Source organism: Paraburkholderia sp. IW21 (assembly GCF_041321145.1).
Classification (GTDB): domain Bacteria; phylum Pseudomonadota; class Gammaproteobacteria; order Burkholderiales; family Burkholderiaceae; genus Paraburkholderia.
The window spans coordinates 318018-334472 of sequence record NZ_JBGGWA010000010.1 but is presented as its reverse complement, the minus strand read 5'-3'; the positions used below and the strand labels follow the sequence as shown (position 1 = coordinate 334472).

At 61.0% G+C, this 16455-nt stretch carries 14 protein-coding genes; 10 read left to right on the top strand and 4 right to left on the bottom strand.

Going from position 1 to position 16455, the window contains the following annotated elements:
• Window positions 1–532: 532 nt before the first annotated feature.
• Together ACAX43_RS23985 and ACAX43_RS23980 are read right to left on the bottom strand one after the other, a co-directional pair.
• Window positions 533–1801 (bottom strand): SGNH/GDSL hydrolase family protein, encoded by a 1269-nt coding sequence (locus tag ACAX43_RS23985; protein ID WP_370710889.1) that lies wholly within the window; start codon window positions 1799–1801, stop codon window positions 533–535.
• A 126-nt stretch (window positions 1802–1927) separates the two neighbouring features.
• On the bottom strand, window positions 1928–3550 hold the full coding sequence (locus ACAX43_RS23980) for an NAD(P)/FAD-dependent oxidoreductase (protein WP_370710888.1): 1623 nt from the start codon (window positions 3548–3550) through the stop codon (window positions 1928–1930).
• 215 nt (window positions 3551–3765) lie between these two features.
• On the opposite strand from ACAX43_RS23980, the gene paaA reads away from it, so the two are divergent.
• The 8 genes from paaA (at window position 3766) to ACAX43_RS23940 (ending at window position 10055) form a co-directional block, all read left to right on the top strand.
• Window positions 3766–4764 (top strand): 1,2-phenylacetyl-CoA epoxidase subunit PaaA, encoded by a 999-nt coding sequence (gene paaA, locus ACAX43_RS23975; RefSeq protein WP_370710887.1) that lies wholly within the window; start codon window positions 3766–3768, stop codon window positions 4762–4764.
• 39 nt (window positions 4765–4803) lie between these two features.
• Entirely contained in the window at window positions 4804–5088 is a 285-nt protein-coding gene (paaB, locus tag ACAX43_RS23970) for a 1,2-phenylacetyl-CoA epoxidase subunit PaaB (protein WP_007179854.1), read from the top strand.
• Window positions 5089–5096: 8 nt separating this feature from the next.
• Entirely contained in the window at window positions 5097–5900 is an 804-nt protein-coding gene (gene paaC / locus ACAX43_RS23965; RefSeq protein ID WP_370710886.1) for a 1,2-phenylacetyl-CoA epoxidase subunit PaaC, read from the top strand.
• Window positions 5901–5921: 21 nt separating this feature from the next.
• Window positions 5922–6464 (top strand): 1,2-phenylacetyl-CoA epoxidase subunit PaaD, encoded by a 543-nt coding sequence (paaD, locus tag ACAX43_RS23960; RefSeq protein ID WP_370710885.1) that lies wholly within the window; start codon window positions 5922–5924, stop codon window positions 6462–6464.
• A gap of 1 nt (window position 6465) precedes the next feature.
• On the top strand, window positions 6466–7554 hold the full coding sequence (gene paaE / locus ACAX43_RS23955; protein ID WP_370710884.1) for a 1,2-phenylacetyl-CoA epoxidase subunit PaaE: 1089 nt from the start codon (window positions 6466–6468) through the stop codon (window positions 7552–7554).
• A gap of 154 nt (window positions 7555–7708) precedes the next feature.
• Window positions 7709–8521 (top strand): DUF1835 domain-containing protein, encoded by an 813-nt coding sequence (locus tag ACAX43_RS23950; protein ID WP_370710883.1) that lies wholly within the window; start codon window positions 7709–7711, stop codon window positions 8519–8521.
• A gap of 14 nt (window positions 8522–8535) precedes the next feature.
• Window positions 8536–9144: a TetR/AcrR family transcriptional regulator gene (locus tag ACAX43_RS23945; protein WP_370710882.1), complete on the top strand. Its 609-nt coding sequence runs from the start codon at window positions 8536–8538 to the stop codon at window positions 9142–9144.
• A gap of 242 nt (window positions 9145–9386) precedes the next feature.
• The gene (locus ACAX43_RS23940; protein ID WP_370710881.1) at window positions 9387–10055 is read left to right on the top strand and encodes a GNAT family N-acetyltransferase; all 669 of its coding nucleotides are present in this window, start codon (window positions 9387–9389) and stop codon (window positions 10053–10055) included.
• Between the two features lie 80 nt (window positions 10056–10135).
• Here the strand turns inward: ACAX43_RS23940 and ACAX43_RS23935 are convergent, their stop codons facing one another.
• Window positions 10136–10633 (bottom strand): Lrp/AsnC family transcriptional regulator, encoded by a 498-nt coding sequence (locus ACAX43_RS23935; RefSeq protein ID WP_370710880.1) that lies wholly within the window; start codon window positions 10631–10633, stop codon window positions 10136–10138.
• A 196-nt stretch (window positions 10634–10829) separates the two neighbouring features.
• Between ACAX43_RS23935 and hppD the strand changes: the two genes are divergently transcribed.
• Entirely contained in the window at window positions 10830–11927 is a 1098-nt protein-coding gene (gene hppD / locus ACAX43_RS23930; RefSeq protein ID WP_370710879.1) for a 4-hydroxyphenylpyruvate dioxygenase, read from the top strand.
• Window positions 11928–12067: 140 nt separating this feature from the next.
• On the opposite strand, the gene ACAX43_RS23925 is transcribed toward hppD, so the two are convergent.
• On the bottom strand, window positions 12068–12268 hold the full coding sequence (locus tag ACAX43_RS23925) for a hypothetical protein (protein ID WP_370710878.1): 201 nt from the start codon (window positions 12266–12268) through the stop codon (window positions 12068–12070).
• A gap of 347 nt (window positions 12269–12615) precedes the next feature.
• Here ACAX43_RS23925 and ACAX43_RS23920 point away from each other — a divergent pair, with 347 nt between their 5' ends.
• Window positions 12616–16215: an indolepyruvate ferredoxin oxidoreductase family protein gene (locus tag ACAX43_RS23920; RefSeq protein WP_370710877.1), complete on the top strand. Its 3600-nt coding sequence runs from the start codon at window positions 12616–12618 to the stop codon at window positions 16213–16215.
• Window positions 16216–16455: the final 240 nt, after the last annotated feature.

The window sequence follows — 16455 nt, the reverse complement described above, 5'->3', positions numbered from 1 at the left end:
ATGTGTAAGGCATGCCGCCAGCGTTCAATCTGAGCCAGGATCAAACTCTTCAGTTCAAACCTGTTACTGTTTTTCGGGCTCTTCCGAACCCGGTCGCTCACTCAACGTACTGACGAATGATCCCCCTGCCGGCGTGAATCCACCCCAGCAGGAAAACCTTCCTTTAATACTCGTGTGAGTCTTGATACTTTCGCTTCCAGCAGACCCCGAAGAGTCCACCGCGCGTCGCGCATCAAGCGCCCACACTTATCGGCTGTTAATTTTTAAAGATCGAATACGCAATCACCACCGAACCGTGCCACCTTCACCTACCCGGCACCGCTTCGTTCTGCGTCGCTGCATCAGCAGCAGAGAAACGAGATTATGGAGAATCTCTTTCGTTTCGTCAATATCATTTTTTCGCTTTCGCTTAAAACCTTGCTGACGCTACGGCCACTGATTTCTGCAGCGGCGCTCGTTCGAAACGAGGAGGCGAATAATAGGCGAACATTAGCTATGCAACAAGGGTTTGACGGAAATATTTTTTGTCGGCTCACTTACGGGTTGAATTCACCAAAACAGTCACAGGAAACGCGTCGGCCATTGCGGTGTAGCCGGCGTCGCTGGGATGGATGTGGTCGCCGCTGTCAAAGGCGCGCTGCAACCGGTTGGGTTGCGCCGGGTCGCGTAGTGCAGCGTCGAAATCTACCACCCCGTCGAAAGCGTGGCTGGTTCGAATCCATTGGTTGACCGCTAGCCGGATACTCTCTCGCGACGCCGACAGTGATGCCGGCGTCAGCGTCGCGCCGAACATCTTAACGCCACGGTGCCGCGCGGCGGCGATCACCCGTTGATAGCCAGCAATAAGGTCGGCAGCCGTCACCGAGGTATGCGGGAAATCGCAATCGAGACCGCGGCGAGCCGGCATCTCCGCGAAGTTGATGTCGTTGATGCCGATCAGCAGAATCGCCGCCCTCACCCCCGGGCGTTCGAGCACGTCGCGATCAAAGCGCCGGACGAGCGCGTCGCCATAGCACGGTGAGTCGCTTAGCAAGCGATTGCCGCTAATACCCAGGTTGACGATCGCGGTAGCGCGGTTGCCGGCGCCGACGAACCGGCGAGCCAGCGCATCCGGCCAGCGCCGATTCTGATTGAGACTGGAGCGCATACCGTCCGTGATCGAGTCGCCGATCGCCGCAACGGCGGCCGATGACGGCGCATCCACCGACAAACCCGTCACCCACACATATTGCGTAAACCGGCCACGAAATGAATCGGCGGAGGTGTCGGCGGTGTGATTGCCCGGAGCGGAAATGTAATTCACCTGGTTCGAGACACGGTGCCACGCCACGATTCGCTGTTCCGGCCCCATGAATGCGCTGATTGCATAGGGGGCACCTTGGTCCATATCGACAGCAACCGGGTCGCTATCCAGTTCTGCGCCCGCAGGTATGCTCACGGAGTTCTTGCCGCCAAACGTCACGCGCGCCTCGCCATTGCCCAACGCCGCCGCGCCGCCGGCCGAGCGCGCGATGCGCAGGTCGTCGATGACGAGCGCAGTCTTGCCGTACTCGTTACTGAGATGGATTCGTGCGGATTTACCGGAAAGCGTCGGATATACGACCTGGCGAACCGTGCGCCCTGCTACCTCCGGAGCGCGATATAACGGCGGCAAGTCCGCCCGTTGCGGGATGGGTTGCAACGCCGTCGCCCATGCGGAGACCCAGTGCGCCGGAGCATCGGCGGCGAAAACGGTCGAGGAAACGGCAAATTGGCAAAGCAGCGCCGCGCCACATGCGGCAGCCAGAGAGCGAATGGTCATTCAGGTGGTCGGTTCGAGGCGAAGCGTGCATTGTGCCCGATCGCAATGGCCAGCGCGGCGCAGTGCCGCATGCCGCCCCCGCCGCCGGCGGTTGGATCGAAAGCGCACGTCCACCGCAAAACCAGATCAGGCCGTCTTGGCCCCAGTCATCTTTAACGCAAGCGCCTCGGCCACTTCGATGCCGTCGATGGCTGCAGAGTAGATCCCACCGGCATACCCCGCGCCCTCGCCGGCCGGATACAAACCCTCGACGTTCATACTCTGATAGTCATCCCGGCGACGCACCCGAATCGGCGACGATGTTCTCGTCTCAACGCCCGTCAGCACCGCGTCATGCATCGCGAAGCCGGCGATTTTCTTGTCCATTTGCGGCAACGCTTCGCGAATCGCCTCGATCACGTAATCGGGCAGCGCGGTGCTCAGATCGGTCGGATGCACGCCGGGTTTGTACGACGGCACCACCGAACCCAGCGACGTAGACGGCCGCCCAGCGATAAAGTCGCCGACCAGTTGGCCCGGCGCCATATAGTTACCGCCGCCGAGCTCGAACGCCCGCTCTTCCCATTTGCGCTGGAAGGCGATGCCGGCGAGCGGGCCGCCCGGATAATCGTCCGGTGTAATACCGACAACAATCCCGGCATTGGCATTGCGCTCCGCCCGCGAGTACTGGCTCATGCCGTTGGTCACCACGCGGCCCGGCTCGGAAGTCGCCGCCACCACGGTACCGCCCGGACACATACAGAAGCTATAAACCGCGCGCCCGTTGCTGCAGTGATGCACTACCTTATAGTCAGCCGCGCCCAGTTGCTTGTGGCCGGCGAACTTGCCGAAACGGCTGCGGTCGATCAGCCCCTGCGGATGCTCGATCCGGAAGCCGAGGGAAAACGGTTTCGCTTCGAGATAGACACCGCGGTCACTCAGCATCTGGAAGGTGTCGCGAGCGCTATGGCCGACCGCCAGCACCACATGATCGCAGCGCAAGGTCTCGCCGGTCGACAGCTTGAGCCCGCGCACCTTGCCCTGATCAATCTCAATATCGTCGACGCGCGTCTCGAAACGCACCTCGCCGCCCAACTCGTGGATGGTCGCGCGCATCTTTTCGACCATGCTGACGAGCCGAAACGTGCCGATATGAGGCCGGCTCAGATAAAGAATGTCTTCCGGCGCGCCCGCCCGGACGAATTCATCGAGCACCTTGCGGCCGTAGTGTTTTGGATCCTTGATCTGACTGTAAAGCTTGCCGTCCGAGAACGTGCCCGCGCCGCCTTCGCCGAACTGCACGTTCGATTCAGGATTCAGCACCGACTTGCGCCACAGCCCGAAAGTATCTTTGGTGCGCTCGCGCACGGCCTTGCCGCGTTCGAGAATGATCGGCCGAAAGCCCATTTGGGCCAGGATCAGGCCGGCAAAAAGTCCGCACGGGCCCATGCCGATCACGACCGGACGCGGGGAGGTCAGTTGCGTCGGCGCTTTAGCAACGAAACGGTATGCCATGTCCGGCGTTACACCGCAGTGCGGCACATCGGCGAGCCGCTTGAGCGCGGCCGTTTCATCCTTCACCTCGACATCGACGATGTACGTGAGCTTGATGTCGGCGCGCTTGCGCGCATCGTGCGCGCGGCGGAACACGGTGTAACGGATGAGCCCGTCCTCTCCCACACCAAGTTCTGCGAGGCGCGCGCGGACGGCGGCTTCGAGAACGCTCTCGGGGTGGTCGAGCGGGAGTTTGATTTCGCTTAAACGTAACATGAGTACCGGGGGACGCAGAAAGGCCGCAAATCGCGGCCAATTCGTGATTTTATAGGTTAAGCGTCGGCACGGGGCGGCGGCGGTCGCGAAACGCTCCGGCAGCGGACGCTCTTCTCGCTATCCATACCCGCTAGCCGTCTCAAAAAATTTATTAACCGACCGGTCGGTTGGTTTATACTGCGCAGACACAGACAACTTCCGCTGAGAGCGTCCCCATGTACACGCAATCCCTGGATATCCCCGGCAATGTCGCCCCGCTCGATACCGCAGCGAGTTCGCCTGAGCAGGCGCAGTTCGATGCAGTCATGGCCGCCGATGGCAAGATCGAGCCACAAGACTGGATGCCTGACGCTTACCGCAAGACGCTGGTGCGGCAAATCTCGCAGCACGCGCATTCGGAAATCGTCGGCATGCTGCCGGAAGGCAACTGGATCACGCGCGCGCCCAGCCTCAAGCGCAAGGCGATTCTGCTGGCCAAAGTGCAGGACGAAGCCGGCCACGGCCTCTATCTATATAGCTCGGCGGAAACGCTCGGCGTGTCGCGCGATCAACTCATCGCGGCGCTGCACTCGGGCAAAGCCAAATATTCGAGCATCTTCAATTATCCGACGCCCACGTGGGCAGACGTCGGCGTGATCGGCTGGCTGGTGGATGGCGCGGCGATCATGAACCAGATTCCGCTGTGCCGTTGCACTTATGGACCGTACGCCCGCGCGATGATCCGCATCTGCAAGGAAGAGTCATTCCATCAGCGTCAAGGTTTCGACGCGCTGATGTCGATGATGGGCGGCACCGAAGCGCAACGTGAGTTGGTCCAGCAAGCCGTGAACCGCTGGTGGTGGCCGGTGCTGATGATGTTCGGCCCGAGCGACAAAGACTCGATCCATAGCAGTCAGTCGTCGAAATGGGGCATCAAGCGCATCTCGAACGACGATCTGCGCCAGAAGTTCGTCGACGCCACCGTCGACCAGGCCAAGGTGCTCGGCGTCACCCTGCCGGACCCAGACCTGAAATGGAACGAAGCCCGCGGCCACCACGACTACGGCGACATCGACTGGGAAGAATTCTGGCGCGTCGTGAACGGCGACGGCCCTTGCAACCGCGAGCGGCTCGCGACCCGCGTGAAAGCTCACAACGAAGGCGCGTGGGTGCGTGAAGCCGCGCTCGCCCATGCCGAAAAGCAGCGCCAGCGGGCGCAACAGCAAGCCGCCTAAGCAAGGCGACAAGCCAGACAAAGTATCAGGAGATCAGTGATGAACAAGGAATGGCCGATTTGGGAAGTCTTCGTGCGCAGCAAGCAGGGACTCGACCATAAACACTGCGGCAGCCTGCACGCCGCCGACGCGCCGATGGCGCTGCGCATGGCGCGCGACGTCTACACGCGCCGCCAGGAAGGCGTGAGCATCTGGGTGGTGCCGTCGTCGGCGATTACGGCGTCCGCGCCGGAAGACAAAGCCGAGCTGTTCGAACCGGCGGGCGACAAGATTTATCGCCATCCGACGTTCTACACGCTCCCCGACGAAGTCAACCACATGTAAGCGCGGCCATGAACCTCACGCCCCAACATCTGCAGTACGTACTGCGCCTCGCGGATACCGCGCTGATCCTCGGTCAACGCAATGCCGAGTGGTGCGGCCACGGCCCGATCCTCGAAGAGGACATCGCGCTGTCGAACATGAGTCTCGATCTGATCGGTCAGGCGCGCCTGTTGTACACGCACGCCGCCTCGCTGGAACAGCAACTCACCGGAAAAAGCCGCACGGAAGACGATTACGCCTACTTCCGCGCGGAGCGCGAGTTCGCCAATTACACGCTGTCCGAGTTACCGCATTACGGCCCGCTCGCCGGCACCGCGCAAGCCGAGAAGGACTATGCGGTCACGATCGTGCGCAATTTCCTGTACTCGACGCTGATGGCGCATCTGTGGACCGCGCTTACTACGTCGAAGGATGAACAACTTGCGGCGATCGCCTCGAAGTCGATCAAGGAAACCAGCTATCACGTGCACCACGCACGCGAATGGCTGATTCGTTTCGGCGACGGCACGGATGAATCGCATCGCCGCGCACAAGCCGCGCTCGACTATCTCCTGCCGTACACGCGCGAGTTTTTCAGCACGGATGCCGTAGAGGAGACCATCGCCGCCGCCGGCATCGGGCCGCTAACGTCGAACCTCGAAGCAGCATGGCTTGAAGACGTACGCGCCACGCTCGACGAAGCCACCCTGACGCTGCCCGAACCGGTCAAGCATGTCACGACCGGCAAGCGCGGCGAGCACTCGGAGCACATGGGCTTCGTGCTGGCCGACATGCAGAGCCTCGCGCGCCAGCATCCCGGCGCCACCTGGTAAGCGCCTAACCGGAATCCGACGATGACGATCTCGACTGCCACGCACGCCGCCGACACCGCGCTTGAACGCGCATGGGCGGTACTCGAAACGGTGCCCGATCCGGAGATTCCGGTGGTATCGATTCGTGAGCTCGGCATTTTGCGCGACATACGCCGCGCGGCCGATGGCACGCTCGAAGTCGTGATCACGCCGACTTATTCCGGGTGTCCGGCGATGTCGCAGATCGCCGAAGACGTCGGGCATGCGCTCGAGGTCGCTGAACTGACACCCTATCGGATCGCTACCGTGCTCGCGCCGGCTTGGACCACCGACTGGATGACTGCCGAGGCCCGCGAAAAACTGCGTGTCTATGGCATCGCGCCACCCACGGGCAATTGCGGTTCCGCTGCGCCGTCTCAGGAAAAGGTGATGCGCTTCGTGCCGCGCGCGTTGCCGGCGCCCTCGTGCCCTCGCTGCGGCTCGGCGCATACCGAGCGTCTCGCGCAATTCGGCTCGACGGCCTGCAAGGCCTTGTACCGCTGTATCGACTGCCGCGAACCCTTCGACTACTTCAAACCCTACTGATATGGCTACCCCGCAATTTCATCCGCTGCGTATCCGCGATGTGCGGCCCGAAACCGCCGACGCGGTCTCGGTCGCCTTCGAAGTCCCTGTCGAACTGCGGGATCACTACCGCTTCACGCAGGGCCAGTTCGTTACGCTGAAAACGCACATCGACGGTGAGGAAACGCGCCGTTCCTATTCGATCTGCGTCGGCGTCACCGATTACGACCGCGATGGCGAACTGCGCATCGGCATCAAGCGCGTGCGTGGCGGGCGTTTCTCGAACTTCGCGTTCGACACGCTGCAGCCCGGCCACACGATCGACGTGATGACGCCGGACGGCCGCTTTTTCACCCACCTGAACGCCGACCAGGGCCAGCAGTACCTCGCGTTTTCCGGCGGCTCGGGCATCACGCCGGTGCTCGCGATCATCAAGACCACGCTAGAAATCGAGCCGCGCAGCACGTTCACGCTGGTGTACGGCAACCGCAGCGTCGATCAGATCATGTTCGCGGAAGAGCTCGAAGATCTGAAGAATCGGTTCATGAACCGCTTCGTGCTCTATCACGTGCTGTCCGACGACCTGCAGGACGTCGAGCTGTTCAACGGCGTGCTCGATCAACAAAAGTGTGCGGCCTTCATCGAGAACCTGCTGCCGGCCGACGCAATCGACGAAGCTTTCATCTGCGGGCCCGCCCCGATGATGGATGCCGCCGAGGCCGCGCTGAAAGCCGCTGGCGTGCCGCCGGAAAAGGTGCACGTCGAACGCTTCGGGTCGCCGCTGCCGCAGGCAGGTGTGCCGCCGGTCGAAATCACGGACGATACGCCGGCCGCCGACCTCGAAATCGTGCTCGACGGGAAAAGACGCAAGCTGCGTCTACCGTATCAGGGCGTGAGCGTGCTCGACGTCGGCTTGCGGGCAGGTCTCGCGTTGCCGTATGCATGCAAGGGCGGCGTCTGTTGCACGTGCCGCGCGAAGGTGCTGGAAGGCGAGGTGAAGATGGAAAAGAACTACACACTGGAAGAGCACGAAATCCGCGACGGTTTCGTGCTGACCTGCCAATGCCATCCGATCAGCGATCGCGTGGTGGTGAGTTACGACGAACGTTGAGTCGCGCGCGGCGCGCGGTCGTGCGACACCCGCAACGCTTTCGGCAGGTTCGCGATCCGCTTACACTAGGGGCCGCTCGCGATCGGACAACAGTCCCGGTCGATGAGCGGCCCCTTTTGTCCATTGCGTTATTTGCCAGGCCAAGCCACTGCCGATGAGCACGATCCACCTCACCAACGGCGATGTCGCCGCCGAGTCACTGCGCGCCGCGCTAGCCGAGGCGGCCCGCGACGATCGCGTGCACGCATTGCGCGACGATCTGGCGGTCGGTCCGCTGCGCGGTATCGACGACGCACCCGAAGTACGAGCGAATTTCTGGGATCGTGTTAGCGCGGACACCAAGCGGGATTTCCTTCGGGAATTCCGCGAGCAGGCGGCGGCACTGGAGAACATCGCGCGCGGCGACGCAAATCTGGTGGTCTGGCACGGCGAAAGCGCAGCCGATCAGTTGATGCTGCGCCGCGTCTGCTATCACCTGCGCAATAGCCCGCAGCGGTTAAATGAAGTGCGTCTGTCGATTCGCGAGCTCACCGATCCGGGCGCATGGGCACATAGCCGCACAGACCGCGCGACATCCGTCGGCATGTTCGCGCCCGCTGTGCTGCAAGGGCGTCTGCTGGACGCGGCGCCGATTTCGGTTCTGCGCATCAGCCGGCTCGCGCTCGAATGGCAGGAAGCCAAGCACGCGAACGGCGAAACGCGGCGCTGGCGCGTCAACACCTTCACGAGCGGCAGCTTCGCCGATCTGGACGCGCTGATTCTCGAGCACGTCACCGAGGACTGGCAGCCCGCCGCGCGTGTTGCCGCAGAGGTAATGACCGCCGAACTCTGGTTTCTGGTGAGCGACAGCATCGTGCTGTGGCGCTTCCGCGAACTGGCCGCAACCCGGCGCATCAAGCTGCGCGGCGACGCAAGCGCATGGCGCACGCTGGAATTGAGCGCGGCGCTTGCCCCCTGTCCACACTAATAAAATAGACGACCATGGCCCGCACCCGAGCCCCCGACCACGAAACCCAGCGCGACCAGATTCTCGAACTAGCCGCGGAGAAATTTGCCCAGACCAGCTACCCGAGCACCTCGATGGCCGATCTCGCCGCCGCGAGCGGTACTTCGAAAGCGCGCCTGTACCACTACTACGCGAGCAAGGAAGCGATCCTGTTCGATCTGCTGGACCGTTACACGAAGCGCCTGATGCTGATCATCGCCGAGGTGGAAGGCGCGAGCCAACGCCGCGGGCTGACGGAGCGGGAAACCTTCGCGGAGCTGATCCGGGCGTTTCTGTCCGAATACGAGACCTCTCACAGCCGACACGTTGCGCTTCTGAATGACGTGAAGTATCTGGTCGACACCCAGCGCGAGGTAATCCTGAACCGTCAGCGCGACGTGGTCGCGGCTTTCGCGCGGCAGTTGGCACGCGCCTATCCGGAACGCGCCACGCGTGAAAACCAGACAGCCCTCACGATGATGGTGTTCGGCATGATCAACTGGACGTTCACCTGGCTCAAGCCGGACGGCCGGATGGGCTACCGGGAATTTGCCGAGCAGGTGGTCGACATGGTGGACCATGGGTTGAGTTCAGCCGAGATCTGATTGCGCACGGCAGCATTATTCAGAAGGAATAATCGCTGCGAGTTGCCCGGATGCGACATCTTTTCACGCACGTTCGTTCAGTTTATTTTCATTTAATAATCAACAATATAAAAATAGGGTATCAACATCTTAGACCACCCCCTTGATATTTGATACGGGTTTTCCCTAGTACGAAACCAGGGTTTCCGTTAGAATGATTTTTGCGGTGCACCATGCCGCTTGATCTAAAGGAGAACCCGACCATGAACATGCTTACACCCCGCGCCGCTGAGCCGATCGTCGCGCACGATCGGCTGTTGCAGCCAGCCGGTCGCGCACCTGCTCTGGTCCGTGAACTCACCGCGATCGATCGCGATCGGCTGCTGACCCACTTCCTCGCGCTCGACGAAGACGACCGCCTCCTGCGCTTCGGCCAGATCGTGCCGAACCACGTCATTGAAAACTACGTCCGCGCGATCGATTTCACGCGCGACACGGTCTTCGGTGTATTCAATAGCCAGTTGCAGCTTACGGGCGTCGGCCATCTGGCGTATCTTCCAGCCGAAGCCGACAAGCGTACCGCCGAGTTCGGCGTGTCGGTGCTGGAAAGCGTCCGCGGCCAAGGGATTGGCTCCAAGCTCTTCGAGCGCGCCGCCATCCGCAGCCGCAATACGCATGTCACCATGCTTTACATGCACTGCCTGTCGCGCAATTCGACCATGATGCACATCGCGAAGAAGGCCGGCATGAAGATTGAATACGCCTACGGTGAAGCAGACGCCTATCTGACCCTTCCGCCGGCAGACCAATCGAGCATCATTGCTGAGATGCTGCAAGAACAAGCCGCAGTGTTCGATTACGCTCTTAAGCGGCAAGCGCGCCAGGCGTCGAAACTGTTCGAATCGTTTTTGCCGACAGCAGCGGCGGCCTAACCGGCCCGCGCTTCGCCGAAATGACAAAGGGCGGCCTTGTGGCTGCCCTTTTTGTTTTCCAACTCCTTGGCCGCCCGCGCTCACAAAATCGGCAATGCCGTCGTCTCCTTGAACTTCTCGAGCGAAAAGCTCGTCTTCACGTCGATTACAGAGGGATGGTGCAGCAACTGCTCCTGCACGAAACGTGAAAAGTGCGCCATATCCTCGACCTGCACCCGCAGCAGGTAATCCATGTCGCCCGTCATCGCGTGACATGCGACCACTTCGGGCCACGTCTGCACCGCTGCGCGGAACAGATCGGCATGCGTGGCGTCGCCGCGCGGACTGAGTGCGGGACCACTGCGCTTTTCCAATCGCACGTTGACGTAGGCCAACAGATCGAGCCCAAGCTTTTGCGCATCGAGCAACGCGACATATCCGCGAATCACGCCGCTCTCCTCCAGCCGACGGATACGGCGTAGACACGGGCTCGGCGACAGGTTGATGCGCTCGGCGATCTCCTGATTCGACAGCCTGCCGTTCTCCTGAAGGATCGCCAGAATGCGTCTGTCGATGGCATCTATCTCTATATTGGCCATTTTCTGCCGCCCACTTGAAAAATTGCGCTAGAAAATAGCTCAAGCGTATCGACATGCGATTAAGTTCGCAAGTTTTCGTCGTCAGCCGGCCTTTACACTTGCGGCACTCAGTCGTGCAATGCGCGCGCCCCTTAGGTTGGCATGGCACCGGAGTAAGCGCTGAAGCGCTAACTCCGGTCGACACAGGAGACAGACAATGCAGGTTTCAACTTGGGAAAATCCGGTCGGCACCGACGGCTTCGAATTCATTGAATACACCGCACCGGATCCGAAGGCGCTCGGCAAGCTGTTCGAACAGATGGGCTTTACCGCCGTCGCGCGGCATCGTCATAAAGACGTGACGCTGTATCGCCAGGGTGAAATCAACTTCATCGTCAACGGGGAACAGGATTCGTTCGCGCAACGTTTCACGCGCCTGCATGGCCCGTCGATCTGCGCGATCGCTTTCCGCGTGCAGGACGCGGGGAAGGCCTACCAGCAAGCCTTGGAAAAAGGCGCGTGGGGTTTCGATAACAAGACCGGTCCGATGGAACTGAACATTCCGGCAATCAAGGGCATCGGCGACTCGTTGATCTATTTCGTCGACCGCTGGCGCGGCAAGAACGGCGCTGAGCCGAACAGCATTGGCAATATCGATATTTACGACGTCGACTTCGAGCCGATTCCCGGCGCGAATCCGAATCCGGTCGGCCACGGCCTGACCTACATCGATCACCTGACGCACAACGTCCATCGCGGCCGCATGCAGGAATGGGCGGAGTTCTACGAGCGTCTGTTCAATTTCCGCGAAGTGCGTTACTTCGACATCGAAGGCAAGGTGACCGGCGTGAAATCGAAGGCGATGACCTCGCCGTGCGGCAAGATCCGCATTCCGATCAACGAAGAGGGTTCGGACGTGGCCGGTCAGATCCAGGAATATCTCGACGCGTACCATGGCGAAGGCATCCAACACATCGCGCTGGGCAGCAACGACATCTACCGCACGGTAGACGGCTTACGCGCCGCGAACATCTCGCTGCTCGATACGATCGACACCTACTATGAACTGGTCAATCGTCGTGTGCCGAACCACGGCGAGCCGCTTGACGAATTGCGTAAGCGCAAGATCCTGATCGACGGTGCGCCGGACGACCTGCTGCTGCAGATCTTTACCGAAAACCAGATCGGCCCGATCTTCTTCGAGATCATTCAGCGCAAGGGCAATCAGGGCTTCGGTGAGGGCAACTTCAAGGCGCTCTTCGAATCGATCGAGCTGGATCAGATTCGCCGCGGCGTGGTGCAGGACAAGGTTTGATGTCGCGCCTGCAGGCTTGCTGATGTCGGCGCAATAAAAAAGGGCGACGATCTTGCGATCATCGCCCGTTTTTCGTTGAAGCCATCGTCCGCAGCCGGACGGCAGCCTGATTTCAACCACCACGCCGCCTTAGCGACGCATCACGAATTCTGGTCTTCCTCACCGGTATTCGCGGATCGTGCAACTCGGTCCACCGCAATGCGTGCCTGCGCGACTTGCGCCGTACGAATCACTGCATTCGACAGCGCCCCTTCGCTGCCCGAGTTCGAGCGCACCGGCGCGCTCATGGCGAAGAAAGCGGCCGAAACCATCAGGAAGGTCTGGATATTTCTGGTGTTCATGCGTACTCCTTTTCTAACTGCCCTGCTGTCCTGAAGCTCCACCGAATGCGGATCGTTACGCAGACATTGCTCGCAGGTGGCTATTAGACAGACATTTCAACTGCGGTTCCGAAGATTTGTAGTTTTTACAGCTTGTTACAGCGGCATCGCGCCGCTGAAAGTAATCCGGTGAGTTTCATGAGTATCACGTTGCATCGCCGCATTTTTGGCACGCTGCGGCGGGTTTTCACCAGTGCTACCATCACTTAAAACCCGTCAATATGGCGACCCCGGCCCCACGCATTCACAAGATGCCGCGGCCCAAAAAAAGTTTTGGTGATCCCAAACTGGTTGGAGGAGTACACATAATGAATGCCCCGCTAGATGCAGGTCAGCGAGCCTCGCTCGAAGCCGCGCTGTCTTCCGTCACGCTCGACGACAAATACACCCTCGAACGCGGCCGCGCGTATATGAGCGGCATCCAGGCGCTGGTGCGTTTGCCGATGCTGCAACAGACACGCGACCAGGCCGCCGGGCTCAATACCGCCGGCTTCATCTCCGGTTACCGCGGATCGCCACTCGGCGGACTCGACCAATCCTTGTGGAAGGCAAAGCAGCATCTCGCCGCACACCAGGTCGTGTTCCAGCCCGGCGTCAATGAAGACCTCGCGGCAACCGCCGTGTGGGGTTCACAGCAGGTCAATCTCTACCCCAGCGCGAAATACGACGGCGTATTTTCGATGTGGTATGGCAAGGGCCCAGGCGTCGACCGTTCCGGTGACGTCTTCAAGCACGGCAATTCGGCCGGCTCGGCGCAACACGGCGGCGTTCTGGTGCTCGCCGGCGACGACCACGCCGCAAAATCCTCAACACTCGCGCACCAGTCCGAACACATCTTCAAGGCCTGTGGCCTGCCGGTGCTGTTCCCGTCGAACGTGCAGGAATATCTGGACTTCGGCCTGCACGGCTGGGCGATGAGCCGCTATTCCGGCCTGTGGGTCGCGATGAAGTGCGTGACCGACGTGGTCGAATCGTCGGCTTCGGTTGATATCGATCCCCACCGTACGAAGATCATTCTGCCCGAAGACTTCGCCATGCCCGAAGGCGGCCTGAACATCCGCTGGCCGGATCCGCCGCTGGTGCAGGAAGCGCGTCTGCTCGACTACAAATGGTACGCAGCGCTCGCCTACGTGCGCGCCAACAAATTGGATCGCGTCGAAATCGATTCGCCGCATGCGCGCTTCGGCATCATGACCGGCGGCAAGGCGTATCTGGACGTGCGTCAGGCGCTGACCGATCTCGGTCTCGACGACGAAACCTGTTCGCGCATCGGCATCCGTCTCTACAAGGTCGGCTGTGTATGGCCGCTCGAGGCGCAAGGTGCACAAGCCTTCGCGCGTGGTCTCGAGGAAATTCTGGTGGTCGAAGAGAAGCGCCAGATACTCGAATACGCAATCAAGGAAGAACTGTACAACTGGCCCGATGCGCAGCGTCCGCGCGTGTTCGGCAAATTCGACGAGAAGGACGGGGCCGGCGGCGAATGGTCAGTGCCGATGGGTAACTGGCTGCTGCCGGCGCATTACGAGCTGTCGCCGGCGATCATCGCCAAGGCGATCGCCACGCGGCTCGACAAGTTCGACCTGCCGTCCGACGTGCGTGCGCGCATTGCGATGCGCATCGCGGTAATCGAAGCGAAGGAAAAAGCCTTGGCGCGTCCGCGCGTGGAAGCCGAGCGCAAGCCGTGGTTCTGCTCCGGCTGCCCGCACAACACGTCGACCAATGTGCCGGAGGGTTCACGCGCGATGGCCGGCATCGGCTGTCACTACATGACCGTGTGGATGGACCGCAGCACCAGCACCTTTAGCCAGATGGGCGGCGAAGGCGTCGCGTGGATCGGTCAGGCGCCGTTCACCAACGACAAACACGTGTTCGCCAATCTCGGCGATGGCACCTACTTCCACTCGGGCCTGCTGGCGATTCGCGCGGCGATCGCGTCGAAAGCGAACATCACCTACAAGATTCTCTATAACGACGCGGTCGCGATGACGGGCGGCCAGCCGGTCGACGGCGTGTTGACCGTGCCGCAGATCACGCATCAACTCGCCGCCGAAGGCGCGACGAAGATCGTGATCGTCACCGACGAGCCGGAGAAGTATTCCGCGAACGTCGGTCTCGCGCCCGGCATCGATATTCATCATCGCGACAAACTCGATGAAGTTCAGCGCCAGCTCCGCGAGATTTCCGGCACCACGATCCTGATTTATGACCAGACCTGCGCGACGGAGAAGCGCCGCCGCAGGAAACGCGGCACGTATCCGGATCCGGCACGGCGCGTCGTGATCAACGAGGCAGTGTGTGAAGGCTGCGGCGATTGCTCGGTGAAGTCGAATTGCCTGTCGGTCGAGCCGCTAGACACTGAGTACGGCACCAAGCGTCAGATCAACCAGTCAACCTGCAACAAAGACTTCTCGTGCGTGAATGGGTTTTGCCCGAGCTTCGTGTCGGTGGAAGGTGGGCAACTGCGTAAGCCGAAGGCGGCGTCGGGCATTGTGGGTGACGCGATGCCGCCGGTGCCGGAACCTGAACTGCCGTCGATCGAGCGTCCTTATGGCGTGCTGGTGACGGGCGTCGGCGGCACCGGAGTCGTGACGATCGGCGCGCTGCTCGGCATGGCCGCGCATCTGGAGAACAAGGGCGTGACGGTACTCGACGTCACCGGCCTGGCGCAAAAAGGCGGCGCCGTGATGAGCCACGTGCAGATCGCCAAAAATCCGGCCGACATCCACGCAACCCGCATCGCGATGGGCGAAGCGAGTCTCGTGATCGGCTGCGACGCGATCGTCACCGCCAGCGACGAATGCGTCTCGCGGATGCAGGTGGGCCGCACGCGCGTTGTGCTGAATAGCGCGCACACGCCAACCGCCGACCTCATCAAGAACCCGAACTGGCGCTTCCCCGGCAGCAGCACGGAAGCGGATGTGCGTGCCGGTGCGGGCGACGACGGCGTCGATATGGTCGACGCGAATCACTTCGCCGTCGCACTGCTCGGTGACGCGATTTACACGAATCCGTTCGTGCTCGGCTACGCATGGCAACGCGGCTGGGTGCCGCTGACGTATCAATCGCTGATGCGCGCGATCGAGTTGAACAACGTGCAGATTGAGAAGAATCGTGCGGCGTTCGAATGGGGCCGCCGCGCCGCGCACGATCTGGCTGCGGTGCGCAAGCTCGCGCAGTCGCAAGGGCGGGGCGCCGCAGCGGAGACGACGAGCAGCAAGATTATTTCGCTGCACACGCCGAAAGCGCTCGACACGTTGATCGACAAGCGTGCCGACTATCTTGCAGCGTGGCAAAACAACGCCTATGCCGGCCGTTATCGCGCCTTGGTGTCACAAGTGCGTGTAGCGGAATCGGCGCTCGATTTGATCGACGGGCAACTGCCGTTGACCGAAGCGGTCGCGAAAAACCTGCACAAACTGATGGCATACAAGGACGAGTATGAAGTCGCGCGGCTGTACAGCGACCCGGCGTTCATCGAAAAGCTGAAGGCGAATTTCGAAGGCGACTGGAAGCTGCACATCCACCTCGCGCCGCCGACATTCTCGAAGAAAGACGCTCAAGGTCATCTGGTGAAGAAGAAGTACGGACCTTGGGTGTTCAGCGCCATGCATGTGCTCGCAAAACTCAAGTTCCTGCGCGGGACGGCACTTGATGTATTCGGTAAGACGGAAGAGCGTCGCACTGAACGTGCGCTGATCGTCGAATACGAGGCACTCGTGCGCGAGCTGATCGGCGGGCTGACCGCGCAGAAGCGCGAGCTGGCGGTCGAACTGGCGAATCTGCCGGACGGCATCCGTGGCTATGGGCACGTGAAGGAAAACAACCTGAAGGGCGTGCGGGTTAAGTGGAACGAGTTGCTGACGCGCTGGCGCTCGGCTGAAACAGGAAAGACGCAGCACGCGGCGTGATCCGGCCGGCTTGACCGGCTTGCGTCTGCCTGAAATGGAAAAGGCGGCTGTCCTCGCGGACAGTCGCCTTTTTTTGCCTGCTTCGACACGTGATGCGTGTGTACAAGAACAAGCGGTACTGCTTCTTCCAACAACACAATAACCAACCAAAAACAAACAACTACCAAAACAGCAACTACAACTACGAACTAATACTCCAACAACTGCCAACTTCAACTGCCAACTTCAACTGCCAACTTC

Bases quoted from the DNA above. Each gene is read 5' to 3' on its own strand.
- ACAX43_RS23985 (WP_370710889.1), bottom strand. From the start codon at position 1,801: ATGACCATTCGCTCTCTGGCTGCCGCATGTGGCGCGGCGCTGCTTTGC.
- ACAX43_RS23980 (WP_370710888.1), bottom strand. From the start codon at position 3,550: ATGTTACGTTTAAGCGAAATCAAACTCCCGCTCGACCACCCCGAGAGC.
- paaA (WP_370710887.1), top strand. From the start codon at position 3,766: ATGTACACGCAATCCCTGGATATCCCCGGCAATGTCGCCCCGCTCGAT.
- paaB (WP_007179854.1), top strand. From the start codon at position 4,804: ATGAACAAGGAATGGCCGATTTGGGAAGTCTTCGTGCGCAGCAAGCAG.
- paaC (WP_370710886.1), top strand. From the start codon at position 5,097: ATGAACCTCACGCCCCAACATCTGCAGTACGTACTGCGCCTCGCGGAT.
- paaD (WP_370710885.1), top strand. From the start codon at position 5,922: ATGACGATCTCGACTGCCACGCACGCCGCCGACACCGCGCTTGAACGC.
- paaE (WP_370710884.1), top strand. From the start codon at position 6,466: ATGGCTACCCCGCAATTTCATCCGCTGCGTATCCGCGATGTGCGGCCC.
- ACAX43_RS23950 (WP_370710883.1), top strand. From the start codon at position 7,709: ATGAGCACGATCCACCTCACCAACGGCGATGTCGCCGCCGAGTCACTG.
- ACAX43_RS23945 (WP_370710882.1), top strand. From the start codon at position 8,536: ATGGCCCGCACCCGAGCCCCCGACCACGAAACCCAGCGCGACCAGATT.
- ACAX43_RS23940 (WP_370710881.1), top strand. From the start codon at position 9,387: ATGAACATGCTTACACCCCGCGCCGCTGAGCCGATCGTCGCGCACGAT.
- ACAX43_RS23935 (WP_370710880.1), bottom strand. From the start codon at position 10,633: ATGGCCAATATAGAGATAGATGCCATCGACAGACGCATTCTGGCGATC.
- hppD (WP_370710879.1), top strand. From the start codon at position 10,830: ATGCAGGTTTCAACTTGGGAAAATCCGGTCGGCACCGACGGCTTCGAA.
- ACAX43_RS23925 (WP_370710878.1), bottom strand. From the start codon at position 12,268: ATGAACACCAGAAATATCCAGACCTTCCTGATGGTTTCGGCCGCTTTC.
- ACAX43_RS23920 (WP_370710877.1), top strand. From the start codon at position 12,616: ATGAATGCCCCGCTAGATGCAGGTCAGCGAGCCTCGCTCGAAGCCGCG.